The organism is Sinorhizobium americanum (assembly GCF_001651855.1).
In the GTDB taxonomy this organism is placed as follows: domain Bacteria; phylum Pseudomonadota; class Alphaproteobacteria; order Rhizobiales; family Rhizobiaceae; genus Sinorhizobium; species Sinorhizobium americanum.
This window is the reverse complement of record NZ_LNQC01000041.1, coordinates 16,479-29,940: the sequence shown is the minus strand read 5'-3', so window position 1 is coordinate 29,940 and position 13,462 is coordinate 16,479. Positions and strand designations below refer to the sequence as shown.

Below are 13,462 nucleotides of genomic sequence, written 5' to 3'. Positions count from 1 at the left end.
TGAGGTGCACCCATGAAGGTCGCCGTCATCTCCGATATTCATGGCAACGATCTGGCACTCGAGGCGGTGCTGGCGGACATCGACGCCCAGGGGATCGACGAGATCGTCAATCTGGGCGACCACCTGAGTGGCCCGCTCAATGCCGCCCGCACGGCGGACCTCCTGATCGGCCGCGCGATGCCGGCGATCCGCGGCAATCACGATCGCTACCTCCTGACGCTGGAGCCGGCCAGAATGGGGCTTTCCGACCGGGCCGCCCATGACGAACTCGAGCCACGCCACAAGGCATGGCTGGCTTCGTTGCCTGAAACGCTGGTCTACCGCGATACGTTCTTCCTCTGCCACGGCACGCCCGCCAATGACGAGACCTACTGGATGGAAGCACTGACAACCGATGGCGTCGTCCACATAGCAGCGCGCAAGGCGATCGAAAGCTTCGCCGCAGGCATTGACTATCCGGTGATCCTCTGCGGCCACACGCATATCCCGCGCGCGCTGCGGCTGGCTGGCGGGCGCCTTCTCATCAATCCCGGCAGCGTCGGCTGCCCAGGCTATGATGACGATCGGCCCGTGCCGCACAAGGTCGAAACGGGCGCGCCGGACGCGCGCTATGCTATCGTCGAATACACTGCTGGCGGCTGGACCGTCAGCTTCCGCTGCCTGCCCTACGACCATATGGCAATGTCGCGCCTCGCCGCCGAACGCGGCCGGCCCGACTGGGCAACCGCGCTCGCGACCGGATTTCTGGACTGAGGCTACTGCGCGGTTTCAAGCGCCTCGATGTCCGCGCCGGTTATCGCCGCGATGTTGCGCGTCACCTTGTCGATCGGCCAGTTCCACCAGGCCACTGCCTGCAAGCGCTCAACGGTTGAAGGCGGGAACCGCATTCTGACGACCCTTGCCGGATTGCCCGCAACGATCGCATAGGGAGGAACATCCTTGGTCACCACGGATTTCGCGGCCACGATGGCGCCGTCGCCGATCGTGACGCCCGGCAAGACCGTCGCCTCGATGCCGAGCCAGACATCGTTGCCGACAATCGTGTCGCCGCGATGGCCCGTTGCATAGGCGGCCGGATCGAAGCCCTCGCGCCAGGCGCCAGGAAAAACGCCGAACGGAAAGGTCGAAAAGCCGGATAGCGCGTGGTTGGCGCCGTTCATGATGAAGTGAACGCCCGTCGCCAGTGCGCAAAACCGCCCGATCACCAGCCGATCCCCGACGAAGTCATAGTGATAGAGGACGCACTTTTCCTCGAAACATTCAGGGCCCTCCGGATCGTCGTAGTAGCTGTATTCGCCCGCCTCGATCAGCGGCGAACGCACGAGATTCTTGAGAAATCCGATCCGCGGAAATTGCGCGACCGGAAACTTGGCGCCGGGGTCCGGCAGCGCATCGCGCGGCATCATCAGCAGCTCCACCGTTGGTTCGTGACGTATCGGCTGCGTGATGTAACGCCTCGGCGACGATTTCCAAGCCACAGACGAACCGCTTGCTTCACGCTTTGGTAACCGCATTTGCCGATCGCGGAGGAAGCAACGGCGGAATTAAAGAGGATGTAGCAGTTCTTGCCCTCCTATCGAAGCACGACGCATGCCGGATGATCCGAGAGATGGCCAATTTCAATTTCACCCTTGCCGCGCCACATGGGCAATCGTGGCGCGACCTTTCGAGGCGCCCAGCTGCCCATAGTCCTTACGCCGACCGGGTCACGTTGTCCGTGCATCGCGATATGGCGGAACTGGAAGCGGACTGGCGAGCGCTCGACGCCAGCACACTGAACTCCCTACATCAGAGCTTCGACTGGTGCGCCGCCTGGACGAGAGCGCATGACGGTCAATTGCTGGTCGTACGCGGCGCCATTGCCGATCAACTGCTCTTCTTCCTGCCGTTCGAGGTCGAACGGGGCCACTTCTTCCGGACGGCGCGGCTGATCGCGACCGAGCACAGCAATCTCAACACCGGATTGTTTGCTGCCGAAATCGAGCGTGTGCCGCGGGACCATCTCGCCCGCTTGCTGAGCGAAGGCGTCCGCCGGGCGCTGCGCGCGCATGCCGATGTCGTTGCCCTCGAAAGGACGCCGGCGGTTTGGCGCGGCCTGCCCCACCCCCTCGCCGTCCTGCCCGGCATTGCCAATCCGAACGCCTCTTTCCAACTCTCGCTTGCCGGCGATATGGAACGGACAATCGCGCAACTCAACGCAAAGCGTCGGCGCAAGAAGATGCGCCTCTCCGAAAGGCGGCTCGCCGAACTCGGTGGCTATGACTATGTGGTTGCCCGTGAGCCGGCGGAGGCGCATGCGCTGCTGGAGACGTTCTTCCGGCAGAAAGCCGCACGGCTGGAAGCCCAGGGCCTGCCCGATGTCTTCGGCGAGCCGGAAACGCGCGCCTTCTTTCGCCTGTTGATCAATCGGCATCGCGAGGGCGACAGCCTTCTCGAGCTCAACGCGATCCGCCTCAAGGGCGAGCACCAGGGGCGGATCATCGCCGTGACCGGCCTGTCGCGAAAGGGCGACCATGTCATCTGCCAGTTCGGCTCGATCGACGACACGATCGCCGCCGACAGCAGCCCAGGCGAGTTGCTGTTCTACCGGGTGATCGAACGTCTCTGTGGCGAAGGCGTTGCGCTCTTCGATTTCGGCATCGGCGACCAGCCCTACAAGCGGTCGTGGTCCACGGTGGAGACCGCCTTGCGGGACATCGCGCTGCCGCTGACCCTGCGCGGCTATGCGGCGGCCGGCCTGCATCGCGCCGTCGTCCGCGCCAAGCGCGTCATCAAGGCGAACAAAGCCCTTTATGCTCTCGTCCAGCGGCAGCGGCGCCGGTGGCGCGCCAGCGCAGAAATCGCGGCAGATTGAAGCACGCCTCAGGCCGCGCGGCAGTCGCGCAGGTCGGGACTGCCTTCGCCGCCACCGGTCATCAGCACAATGTCGCGGTAGCCGGCCTCCCCGAAGCTTGTCAGTTCTTCGATGATCCTTTCCTCGCTGACCGAAGGTGCCGAAATGATAATCTCGATCTCCTCACGCCGCGCCACCTTGGCGACGGAAGCGGCGTCCGCCGCACCGCACTCGACCAGCACCAGATCATAAGCGCTCGTCAGCGCGTCGATAATCATCTGCAGACGCTCGATGCCGCGCATCGCCGCATGGGGGTCGGCGCCGCCCTGCGGGATGATGTGCGCCTCGGAAAACCTGTCCGCATGGATCGTCTCAGTGAAGGCGACCTCGCCCGATAGGAGGTTCGTAATGCCGGGCAGATGCAGCGACTGGGCCATCAGCCGCGTCGGGCAGGCCGATCCGGAAAGGTCGATGAGCACGACCTTGTGTTCCTCTTCGGCAAGCAGACGCGCCAGCATCACCGTTGCCGTCGATCCCTCGTTCCCTCCCGGCGAGACCGAAACGGCGACGCGGATGTCGTTGTCGAGCAGATGTCCTGCCACCGACTCGATCGAAAAATCGTGCTCTGCCGCAATGCGCGGCTCCGGCTCCTCCCGTGCATGCTCGTCTTCGGGCACGGCAACGGGTGCCGGCACCTCCTGCGAGATAAGCGGCGCTGCAGGACCAGCAGTCTCCGGCATCCTTCCGGAACCGGAGACCGGCCGCAGCGCCCTGCCGCTGAAGAGTTCGCCGAGCATGATGACGACGCAGGTGATCAGGAAGCTCGCAAGCGCGGCGACGATCGTGATCGGCACCACCTTGGGAAAACTCGCCAGCGTCGGGACCACCGCATTGGAAATCACCCGCGCGTCGGCCGGCGTCGCATTCGCGACGGTTCGCGATGTCGCTTCGCGGTAGCGGGCGAGATAGGTCTCCAGCAGCTGGCGCTGGGCAGTCGCCTCGCGCTGCAACGCACGGAGCCCCACCTCTTCCTCGCCCGCCTGCGCCGATTGGGCTTTCAGCGCGTTCAACTGCTGCAGCAACTGCTGTTCACGGAGTTGCCCCACCTTTGCTTCGTTCTCGAGACTGGAGAGTATCTTTCGCGTCTCCGCACGTATCTGCTCGCGAATGCCTTCAAGCTGTGATTTCAGCCCCTTCAGTCGAGGATGCCCATCGAGCAGCGCGGTCGATAGATCGGCGATCTGCGCCTGCAGGGTGGCCTGATTCTCCTTCAGCCGCTGGATCATCGGCGAGCCAACGATATCGGTCAGCGTCTCGACGGGGCGGCCGTCGGCAAGTGCCGCACGCACGCCTTCGGCGCGCGCTGCCGCGTTCGCCCGTTCGCCGCGGACCCGCGCCAGCTCGGTGGAAATATCGGTGAGCTGCCGGGTCGCGAAATTCTCGGTCTCGCCGGTCGGGAGCAAACCGGATTCAGCACGATAGGCGGCGACCTTGGCTTCCGCCTCCCGAACCTTTTCCCTTAGATTGCCGATCTCCGGCTCCAGCCAGCGGCTGGCTTCCGAGTTGGAGTCGAGCTTCGCACCGCTCTGCAGCGATAGATAGACCTTGGCCATCTCGTTCGGAATGGCAGCGGCGAGTTTCGGATCCTTCGACGTGAAGGCAATGGCGATCACGCGCGACTTCTCGATCTGGTAGACTTGCAGCTTGGTATTGAACTCCTTCAGGATCCGCTCTTCCGGCGGCAGCTCGAGCGGGTTCTTCTTGAGCCCCAGCATGACCAGGAGATCCGAAACCGCAGAGGGATGCGCCGACGGGTCGAACTCCTCCAGCTCGTGCAGCTTCATGTTGCGGGCGACCTGCTTGATGAGGTCGGCGGAGCGCAGCACCTGCACCTGGCTGGCGATGCCGAACTCGTCGAAAATGCGGTCCGAACTCGTCTGCGACGCCTCGTTCGGACCGCTATACTCCGGCTCGCGCGATTCGATCAGGACGCGCGTTTCGCTTTCATAGGCGGGCGCGACCATTTTCGCCGCGCCAAAGGCAAGTGCCGCAGCACCGACCGTCGCCAGCAAGACGCGGGCGCGACGCTGCCAGATGGCGCGAAAGAGCCCGCCCAGATCGATATCCACATCCTGCTGACTGCCGACGTCCGACATGCCGCCACCCCAAAGCTTCCGCATTCAGCCGGAAGGTAAAGGAACATGGTAACGCAAGTGTTAATTGCAGGCGCAACTGCCGGATGTTGGCGCGGTAGAATCGTTGCGATCGCGGCCGGATCGGAATTCTACCGGGAGTTTACGGGCTATTAACCCTAACGGATCGATAACATCGCTGAGAGGTATATTCCGGAGCCAACGAGAACCCGCATGTCGATCGCAGGCACAAAGGCAGCACGCGCTTTCGCCGTGGCAATATTGTCGGCGCTCGCCAGCGGCTGCACGAGCTATCAGCCGGCTCCCAAGGCCTTCAGCGAGGCGACGATCCAGCCCTATCGGTTGGATAGCGGCGACCGCCTCCGCGTCACCGTATTCGAGCAGCCGGGCCTCAGCGGAAATTACACGGTCGACCAGGCGGGCTATGTTGCCTTCCCGCTGATCGGCGCGGTGCCGTCACGCGGCCATACGCTTCCGGAACTCGAAGGGATGATCGCGGCCAAGCTGCGCGAGGGCTTTCTGCGCGACCCCGACGTGACCATCGAGGTCGACCGCTACCGTTCGGTCTTCATCATGGGTGAAGTGGGCCAATCCGGCCAATACAGCTACGTTCCGGGCATGACGGTGCAGAACGCGATCGCGGTTGCCGGCGGCTTCACTCCCCGCGCAAACCAGACGAATGCCGACATCACCCGCAAGGTCAACGGCCGCATTATAACGGGTCGCGTGCCGATCACCGATCCGGTGCTTGCGGGCGACACGATCTATGTTCGCGAACGGCTGTTCTGACACCATGTCGAGCCCGCGGCCCCTGCGCATTCTCCATTGCTTCAGATCGCCGATCGGCGGCATCTTCCGCCACGTTCGCGATCTTGCCGAGGCGCATGCGGCAGCGGGCCATCAGGTGGGAATTCTCTGCGACAGCACCACGGGCGGCGCTTACGAGGACGCCCTCTTCGACGAGATCCGCCCCTTCCTGGCGCTCGGTGTCGTCCGTACGCCGATCCATCGGACGATCGGGCCCTCGGATTTTGCCGCGCTCTGGCGCAGCTACAAGCAGATCAGAAGCTTGCAACCGGATGTGTTGCACGGGCATGGCGCCAAGGGCGGCGTGCTCGCACGCATCATCGGTTCAGCGCTGCGGGTCAACAAGTGTCGCGTAGCCCGCCTCTATTCGCCCCACGGGGGCAGCCTCCATTACAAACGGAAGTCGCTCGCCGGCGGCGCCATCTTCCGGATGGAGCGCTTCCAGGAGCGTCTCACCGACGCGCTCGTCTTCGTCTGCGACTTCGAGCGACAGACCTATTTCACCAAGGTCGGCCGGCCCGCGGGGCGCAACGAGGTGATCTATAACGGCATCGGTGACACGGAGTTCGCGCCCGTCGTTGCAAGTCCCGGCGCGGTCGATTTTCTCTACATCGGCATGATGCGGGACCTGAAGGGGCCGGATCTCTTTATCGAGAGCTTCGCCAAGGCGGAAGAACTTGCCGGACGGACGCTCTCCGGCCTGATGATCGGCGATGGCCCGCAGCAATTCCAGTATGAAGAAATGATAGCGCGCATGGGGCTTGGCGATCGCGTCAGGATGCGCCCGGCGATGAAGGCCCGCGAGGCCTTTGCGCTTGCCCGTACCGTCGTCATTCCCTCTCGCGCGGAGTCGATGCCCTACATCCTCCTTGAAGCGCTTGCCGCCGGAAAACCGGTCATCGCGTCCAGGGTGGGCGGAATGCCAGAGGTGCTGGGCGCCGACAGCGGAGCGCTCGTCGAGCCGGCAGATGCGAGGGCGCTTGCCGAGGTCATGGCGGCGGCGGGCATAGACCAGCACTGGGCAGCCCGCACGATGCCCGATGCAGAGCGCTTCAAGTCTCGCTTCTCGGCCGCGGTGATGACCAGGCGCCTCATGCAGCTCTACGGTGAACTTACCGAGGAATCGATCTTCGCCGAGGCGCGGCTGCGTACAACGTAAGCGTTTCTTAGTGGCTTTCTGCTATCCGGGCGTCGGGGACAGCGCCGGAAAGCCATCATGAACCAGATTGACAGGCCCGAGACCTTCGATACCGAGGCGCTTCGCAAGAAGGTCTCCGAGATCCGAACGACCGCCGATGGAAAGAAGGCGGGCAAGAGCCCAACGCCGCTCAATCCGCTGGCCCGACAGATCGCGCTCCAGTTCAGGGTCGATACCTATTCCCCGTCGATGATCACCGGTCTCATCCGGCTGCTCGATCTCTGCGCGCTGTTCGCGATCGGCTATGCCATCAATACGCAATATGTCCGGCCTGCGCTTCAGGACCTGCCGGTCTATCTCGCCATTCTCGCCTTCGGTTCAGCACTCGCGGTGATCGCCATGCAGATTGCCGATACCTATCAGGTACCGGCGCTCAGGGCCTGGCTCAGGATGACGCCGCGCATCCTGGCCGCCTGGACGGCAACCTTCGGCACCATCGCGCTCGTGCTGTTCTTTCTGAAATCGGGCCATCTCTATTCGCGCGTCTGGGTCGGCGGCTGGTTCGCCGCCGGCGCGCTCTTCCTGGTCGCCGAACGCGCCTTCATCGCCTATTCGATCCGGCATTGGTCGCGCAACGGCACGATGGAGCGCCGCGCCGTAATCGTCGGCGGTGGCACTCCGGCAAGGGACCTGATCCGCACGATCGAGCACCAGCCGGACAACGACATCCGCATCTGCGGCATCTTCGACGACCGCGACGAGCGGCGCTCGCCGCATGTGATCGCCGGCTACCCGAAACTCGGGACCGTCGACGAGCTCGTCGAATTCGCCCGGCTCGCCCGCATCGATATGCTGATCTTCTCGCTGCCCCTGACGGCGGAGAAGCGCATCCTCGAACTTCTGAGGAAACTCTGGGTGCTGCCGGTCGACATCCGCCTCGCCGCGCATGCCAACAATCTGCGCTTCCGGCCGCGCAGCTACTCCCATGTCGGCCAAGTGCCGATGCTCGACATTTTCGACAAGCCGATCGCCGACTGGGATTCCGTCGCCAAACGATGCTTCGATGTCTTCTTCAGCATCGTGGCGCTCATACTGCTCTGGCCGGTCATGCTGGTCGCGGCGATCGCGGTCAAACTCACCTCTCCCGGGCCGATCATCTTCAAGCAGCACCGCCACGGCTTCAACAACGAGATCATCGAGGTCTACAAGTTCCGCTCGATGTACACCCATCTGAGCGATCCGAGCGCCCGCAACGCGGTCTCCAAGGGCGACCCCCGCGTCACCCCCGTCGGCCGCTTCCTGCGCAAATCCTCGATCGACGAGCTGCCGCAGATCTTCAACGTGCTGAAAGGCGAGCTCTCGCTCGTCGGACCGCGCCCGCATGCCGTTCTCGCGCAAACCCACAACCGCACCTATTCGGATGTGGTCGAGGGCTATTTCGCCCGCCACCGCGTCAAGCCGGGCGTCACCGGCTGGGCGCAGATCAACGGCTGGCGGGGCGAAATCGACAACGACGAGAAGATCCGTTTCCGCACTGCCTTCGACCTCTACTACATCGAGAACTGGTCGCTGCTTCTCGATCTGAAGATCTTGTTCCTGACGCCATTCCGGCTGCTCAATACGGAAAACGCGTATTGATCGCCAGCACCTCTCAGCCGGCCATCATCCGGCCGCAGCTCGCCGCGATTTCGATCATCGGCTCCGGCCTAGTGACGATCGGCGTCTTTCTCTCGGGCTTCGTCATCGCAGAGCCCGCACCCTATGAAGTCTTCATGGCGGGCCTCATCGCTCTCTGGTTCCTGTTCGGGCTTAAGATTTCGCGCTCCGTCGCTCCCCTTCTCACCCTGCTCGCGCTCTTCATGGTCGGCGGCATGCTATCGCTGACGGTGATGACCGAACTCGCTGCCGCGCCGATGTACATGGCAGTGTCCGGCTTCCTGGCACTCACGGCCGTCTTCTTCGCGGCGATTGTCGAGGATCGTCACCAGCGCCTGCGGTTGATCTTCAACGCCTGGGTCTCGGCTGCCGTGATCACCGCCCTTCTCGGTATTCTCGGCTATTTCGGCGCAATCCCGGGGGCCGCAAACTTCACCCTCTACGACCGCGCCAAAGGTGCCTTCCAGGACCCGAACGTCTTCGGGCCGTTTCTCGCCGCACCGGCGCTCTATCTGGTGCATGGCCTGCTGACGCAGCCAATCCGGCGTGCTCCGTTGAAAATCGCCGGTCTGATTGTCTTGACCCTCGGCGTCTTCCTCTCCTTCTCCCGCGCGGCCTGGGCGCTCAATCTCTTTTGCGTCGCGGCGCTAGTCTTCGTCATGCTCCTAAAGGAGCGCAGCGGGCTGTTTCGGCTGAGAATTCTCGTGCTCGCCCTCTGCGGCGCCCTCTTCGTCATGGCGGCACTTGCCGTCGCCCTGCAATCGGAGCAGGTGGCAACGCTCTTTTCAAGCCGCTCCCAACTCGTGCAGGACTACGACGACGGCCACCTCGGGCGTTTCGACCGGCACCGGATCGGCTTTATGATGTCGATGGAAAGGCCGCTCGGCATCGGCCCGCTGATATTCGGCACGATCTTCTTGGAGGACGAGCACAATGTCTGGCTGAAAAGCCTGACCTCCTATGGCTGGCTGGGCTTCGTCTCCTATGTGACGCTGATTGCGTGGACGCTCTCGCTCGGGTTTCGATTTCTTCTGCTCGACCGGCCATGGCAACCCTATCTGATGATCGCCTGGGTAGCGCTCATCGGCCATGTCGGGATCGGCAATGTCATCGATACCGATCACTGGCGGCACTTCTATTTGCTTCTCGGCATTATCTGGGGGTGCGCCGCGCTCGAATACCGCAATCGTCGGCAGGTGGCGTCAAAGAGATTCGCTTCGCGATGAGGAAAGCGTCGAGAATCATCTGAACCCTGAAAGCGGGCCTCGACGGCATGAAGCGCCCGGCGAGACCCGCATTCGCCGCTCTCCTGGCTTATTCTTCGGCAGTCGAATCCTGTTGCTGCAGCTTCTGCTGCTGCAGGAGAAGCTCGTCGGCCGGCTTGGACTGCTCGGTCTCTGTCACGCTGGCCGTCGTGATCTCTTTGTCTATTGGATCCGCCGAGGCCGTGGTGTTATGGCCGAGGCACGCGGCTGACGCTGCGGTCGCGGAAAACGCGAGGGCAACTGCAAATACGAGGATGCGCTTCATAGGGCTTCTCCTGTTGTTGCAGGCCGTAGTGTATCTGCGCCTCTTGCGCCGACCAAATCACAAAACCGTTCGCCCACTGCTTTCGGCGTATCTCCGGTTTCTCCACAGCTGCGGAAGGACCGGCGAAATTCCATTTTCCCCTTGCGCCGCCCTTGTGTTCCCTCTAATGAGAGCGGGCTTGTAACAAAGCGGGTCGGAGCGTAGCGCAGCCCGGTAGCGCACTTGACTGGGGGTCAAGGGGTCGTGGGTTCGAATCCCGCCGCTCCGACCATTTAATTCCTAAAAATAAAGGGCTTAACCTGTCCCTGCCGCAGTAGCCTGCTGGAAGGACAGTTGCCGTTGCGGCACTCAAATCGAACGGATTGCCAGCGAATTCAGCAGCCAGGCCGAGTCGATCGAGATATCGATGCTGACGTCATTGAGCAGCGCCCAGATGCGATCGGCAACGCCGACATAGACCCAGAGCTCGCGGCCGGCTGGGAAGGCCACGTCCGTGAACAGGTTGATGATCCGTCTTTCGCCCGGGACTGCCTGGACGCGGGTGCCGGGGAAGCTCTCGCCATCGCCGCGGCAATCGAGACCGGAAATGAACCATTGGTCGCTGACCTCGTTGGCCGGATCGACGTCGTCCCAGTTCCAGAACACCGCCATTACGAGCCTGCCGCGCGTCGTTGCATGAAAGTCGGACCACCCGAACTCGTCATAGGTCGAGATATGATGGCGGCAAACGAGGGCCGTCAGGTCGGCCTTGACCTGCAGAATCCCTGTACGAAGCGTCTTGAACGGAACGAGATACCCGTTCTCCCGATAGGCACAGAGGAGGTCGACATCGGACGCGTCGTCGTTGCGGGCGACGAGCTTGGATCCCATGCGGGCAGCGCAATCGAGATAGGACCTGTTCTCGACAATCGCACCGTCGCCGGTTGCCTGGTTCTGATCGAGCCGGTCCCAACAGCCGCCGAAATGCGGGTAGAACAGCTTTTCCTTGTCGGGATCGGGAGCGACGTAAACAATCGGCGGCTGGGCCAAGGCATCGGCAAGGCTCCCGACCACCGATTCATGGAAATGAAAGGCACTGTAGCCCTTCACCAGTTGACCGAACTTGTCATAGGCCCGGTCGTGCAGCGCCTTGACCGCCTTCAGATCGACCTCGGCGTTTCTGGCTTCGATCAGCGACTTGTATCTTAATCCGGGCCCGCGGGGATCATCCCGCCTACCGCCCCGTGCAGCGCTTGTCAGCCTGTCGCGCAATGCGGCCGGAAAGACCTGCCGTCGCTCTTCGCTGAACGACTGGCGCAGCGCATCCAACCTGTCCACCGTCGCGCGCCACTCGTCCTTCTGCCGACGTTGGTAGATCGCCTGAAGCCGATCCAGGACTTCGGGCGCCGACCGATCCGCTCGCGTGCGTTCAATGTGGTCAGCTATTTGCATGGCTTCCTCCCATGGTTGCGAATACCGGCGCCGCCCGACCCGCGAGAGGGTCGGATCGGCCCAGTGTATTTTGCCATGGAGTGCGCGCTTTGTGGGTTACCTTTGGAACCTGCTTCCGGGCCGGCGGATCCTATCAGTAGTCGTCACTTCCGCGCCTCGGGCCGGGACGCAATGAAAGCGGCCAGTGCGAGCATGATCGTCGCAACGATGGATGCCATGAGCATGGAGGGTTGGACGCGGAGCCAGAAGAATGCGAAACCGAGCCCCATCAGCGACACGGCACATATCTTCGCGCCCCGCGATATGGCACCATCGTCTCGCCAATCGCGCAAAGGCTGCCCGAACAGGGGATGATCGACCAGCCATTGTTCGAGACGCGGAGAGGATCGCGCAAAAAGCCAGGCGGCGAGGAGCAGGAAGGGTGTCGTCGGCAGAAGCGGCAGGAATATGCCGACGATGCCTATGCCGACCATGACCCAACCGAGGCCGAGAAGAACAGGGCGCATGGAAAAGTTACTCGCTTCTCCTTGTCAGGGCATCAACCTGCGGGAGATTTGCTCGGCATCCTGTGGTGTCGCAGCGAAGCTGTCAACGGCTGGCGCAATCAGCGGTTTTCCTTTTCGGCCGCCTGGATCGGCGCCCGAGCCCGTGAGCCTATTCCGTGGAGTCTCAGCTGCAGAGCGAGCGGAGTGCATCCGGCTTGGTGATATCGACCGTCCTCGCGTCCCTCAGCCCTATGAGGCCGCGCTCTTTCAGTCTGGTCATGACGCGCGACACCGTTTCGATCGTCAGGCCGAGATAGTCGGCAATGTCTTGCCGCGACATCGGTAGCTTCAACTGCCGCACGTCTCCCTGGCGGTACGAAATATCCAACAGGAATGCAGCGATGCGTTCGACCGCACATTGCCTTCCGATAACCAGGAGATGCTCCTGGGCGCGCGCCAGACCGGCCAGCGCCAAAGCGAGAAGTTCGCGGGAATATTCCTGCATCGGACGCCGGCCGAAAACGGCCAATCTTGTTTCGGTGATCGCTTCGGCGAAGAAGCGGTGCCTGGCGCCGGCCTCGAAGCCGAACATTTCTCCTGCCAGGTGAAAGGACACCACCTGTCGTCGACCGTCCGAGAGCAGGCGGTAGATCCGCACCGCTCCGGTGGCGACCTGGTAGCATCTTTCAACGGCATCGCCTTCTGCGTAGATCTCACGGCCCGGCTTATAGGCTGCCACAAGATGCGGCCCCGGGATCGAGGCGCCGGTGGCGCTGTCAGACGGCTGGAAGCTTTGCACTGCTGGTTGGGAAGCGGCGTACATCTCTTATCCCCAAATGATCGTTTCGAGGGAAGATTGCCGCTTCACGGGTCGCCGATAAATTCGGTTAGCTCACTAAGGGACATTACGTAGAGAGACCGCCTGCAGGTTCTGCCCGCGTTTCGCCGGGCAAGCTAACCCGCGACCGCAGCCATGCTGTTCACGATCTCCAGCAGATCGGAACCGTTGATCGGCTTCGTCAGAATGATCGTCCCGGCATGCTCTTGGAGCGCCGACATTCCGTCGGTGAGCAGGATGATGCGGCTTCGCATGTCCCGAAGGCTTTGCACGGCTTGCGCCTCAGATTTCAGTATCTCGTCGTCCACGATGGTGCAGAAGGCGGTCGGGGCAGCCTCGGCCTTCCACAAGGAGTCATAGGCTTTGGTCGAATATCCTTCGACCTCGAGCGCGAAGGCCAGCGATCGCCGGAGGCCTTGATCCGGGGCGACGATGACAATGCTTTTGTCTGTCAACAACGTAGGGTCCTGCGCAAACTGGCGTGCCGATGCCCGCCGACGAGCGACCATCTAAACGCTTGCGCGCGGGGGCCGCATTGCGCGAGATCAATACTTTAGTTGAGGACCCCCTACGTGCGCCGCTGACGGGCAG

At 62.7% G+C, this 13,462-nt stretch carries 13 protein-coding genes and 1 tRNA gene; 7 read left to right on the top strand and 7 right to left on the bottom strand.

The genetic code is table 11. The features are described from left to right. Positions 1 to 12: 12 nt before the first annotated feature. Positions 13 to 753, top strand: a complete 741-nt coding sequence (locus tag ATC00_RS04845; RefSeq protein WP_037379955.1) for a metallophosphoesterase family protein — start codon at positions 13 to 15, stop codon at positions 751 to 753. Positions 754 to 755: 2 nt separating this feature from the next. On the opposite strand, the gene ATC00_RS04840 is transcribed toward ATC00_RS04845, so the two are convergent. After that, a complete protein-coding gene (locus tag ATC00_RS04840) occupies positions 756 to 1,406 on the bottom strand; it encodes a CatB-related O-acetyltransferase (RefSeq protein WP_064252199.1) in 651 nt (216 codons plus the stop codon). Positions 1,407 to 1,609: 203 nt separating this feature from the next. On the opposite strand from ATC00_RS04840, the gene ATC00_RS04835 reads away from it, so the two are divergent. Beyond that, positions 1,610 to 2,854: a GNAT family N-acetyltransferase gene (locus tag ATC00_RS04835; RefSeq protein ID WP_064252198.1), complete on the top strand. Its 1,245-nt coding sequence runs from the start codon at positions 1,610 to 1,612 to the stop codon at positions 2,852 to 2,854. Between the two features lie 8 nt (positions 2,855 to 2,862). On the opposite strand, the gene ATC00_RS04830 is transcribed toward ATC00_RS04835, so the two are convergent. Next, on the bottom strand, positions 2,863 to 4,989 hold the full coding sequence (locus ATC00_RS04830) for a GumC family protein (RefSeq protein ID WP_064252145.1): 2,127 nt from the start codon (positions 4,987 to 4,989) through the stop codon (positions 2,863 to 2,865). Between the two features lie 210 nt (positions 4,990 to 5,199). Between ATC00_RS04830 and ATC00_RS04825 the strand changes: the two genes are divergently transcribed. The 4 genes from ATC00_RS04825 to ATC00_RS04810 are packed head-to-tail and all read left to right on the top strand — an operon-like array spanning position 5,200 to position 9,813. Next, positions 5,200 to 5,775: a polysaccharide biosynthesis/export family protein gene (locus tag ATC00_RS04825; RefSeq protein ID WP_037379951.1), complete on the top strand. Its 576-nt coding sequence runs from the start codon at positions 5,200 to 5,202 to the stop codon at positions 5,773 to 5,775. Between the two features lie 4 nt (positions 5,776 to 5,779). Further along, positions 5,780 to 6,952: a glycosyltransferase family 4 protein gene (locus ATC00_RS04820; RefSeq protein WP_037380023.1), complete on the top strand. Its 1,173-nt coding sequence runs from the start codon at positions 5,780 to 5,782 to the stop codon at positions 6,950 to 6,952. Positions 6,953 to 7,009: 57 nt separating this feature from the next. Then, on the top strand, positions 7,010 to 8,569 hold the full coding sequence (locus ATC00_RS04815) for an undecaprenyl-phosphate glucose phosphotransferase (RefSeq protein ID WP_037379949.1): 1,560 nt from the start codon (positions 7,010 to 7,012) through the stop codon (positions 8,567 to 8,569). Then, positions 8,566 to 9,813: an O-antigen ligase family protein gene (locus ATC00_RS04810; RefSeq protein WP_064252144.1), complete on the top strand. Its 1,248-nt coding sequence runs from the start codon at positions 8,566 to 8,568 to the stop codon at positions 9,811 to 9,813. Before ATC00_RS04815 ends, ATC00_RS04810 begins: the two co-directional genes overlap by 4 nt. 88 nt (positions 9,814 to 9,901) lie before the next feature. On the opposite strand, the gene ATC00_RS04805 is transcribed toward ATC00_RS04810, so the two are convergent. Next, positions 9,902 to 10,117 (bottom strand): hypothetical protein, encoded by a 216-nt coding sequence (locus ATC00_RS04805; RefSeq protein WP_064252143.1) that lies wholly within the window; start codon positions 10,115 to 10,117, stop codon positions 9,902 to 9,904. A 194-nt stretch (positions 10,118 to 10,311) separates the two neighbouring features. On the opposite strand from ATC00_RS04805, the gene ATC00_RS04800 reads away from it, so the two are divergent. Then, a tRNA-Pro gene (locus ATC00_RS04800) sits at positions 10,312 to 10,388 on the top strand. Positions 10,389 to 10,465: 77 nt separating this feature from the next. Here ATC00_RS04800 and ATC00_RS04795 read toward each other — a convergent pair. The 4 genes from ATC00_RS04795 to ATC00_RS04780 form a co-directional block, all read right to left on the bottom strand. Further along, entirely contained in the window at positions 10,466 to 11,548 is a 1,083-nt protein-coding gene (locus tag ATC00_RS04795) for a hypothetical protein (protein ID WP_064252142.1), read from the bottom strand. 143 nt (positions 11,549 to 11,691) lie between these two features. Continuing rightward, complete coding sequence (locus ATC00_RS04790; protein ID WP_037379943.1) at positions 11,692 to 12,054, bottom strand: YbaN family protein; 363 nt, start codon at positions 12,052 to 12,054, stop codon at positions 11,692 to 11,694. Between the two features lie 163 nt (positions 12,055 to 12,217). Further along, complete coding sequence (locus ATC00_RS04785; RefSeq protein WP_064252141.1) at positions 12,218 to 12,856, bottom strand: helix-turn-helix domain-containing protein; 639 nt, start codon at positions 12,854 to 12,856, stop codon at positions 12,218 to 12,220. 131 nt (positions 12,857 to 12,987) lie between these two features. Then, a complete protein-coding gene (locus ATC00_RS04780; RefSeq protein WP_327289338.1) occupies positions 12,988 to 13,326 on the bottom strand; it encodes a response regulator transcription factor in 339 nt (112 codons plus the stop codon). Positions 13,327 to 13,462: the final 136 nt, after the last annotated feature.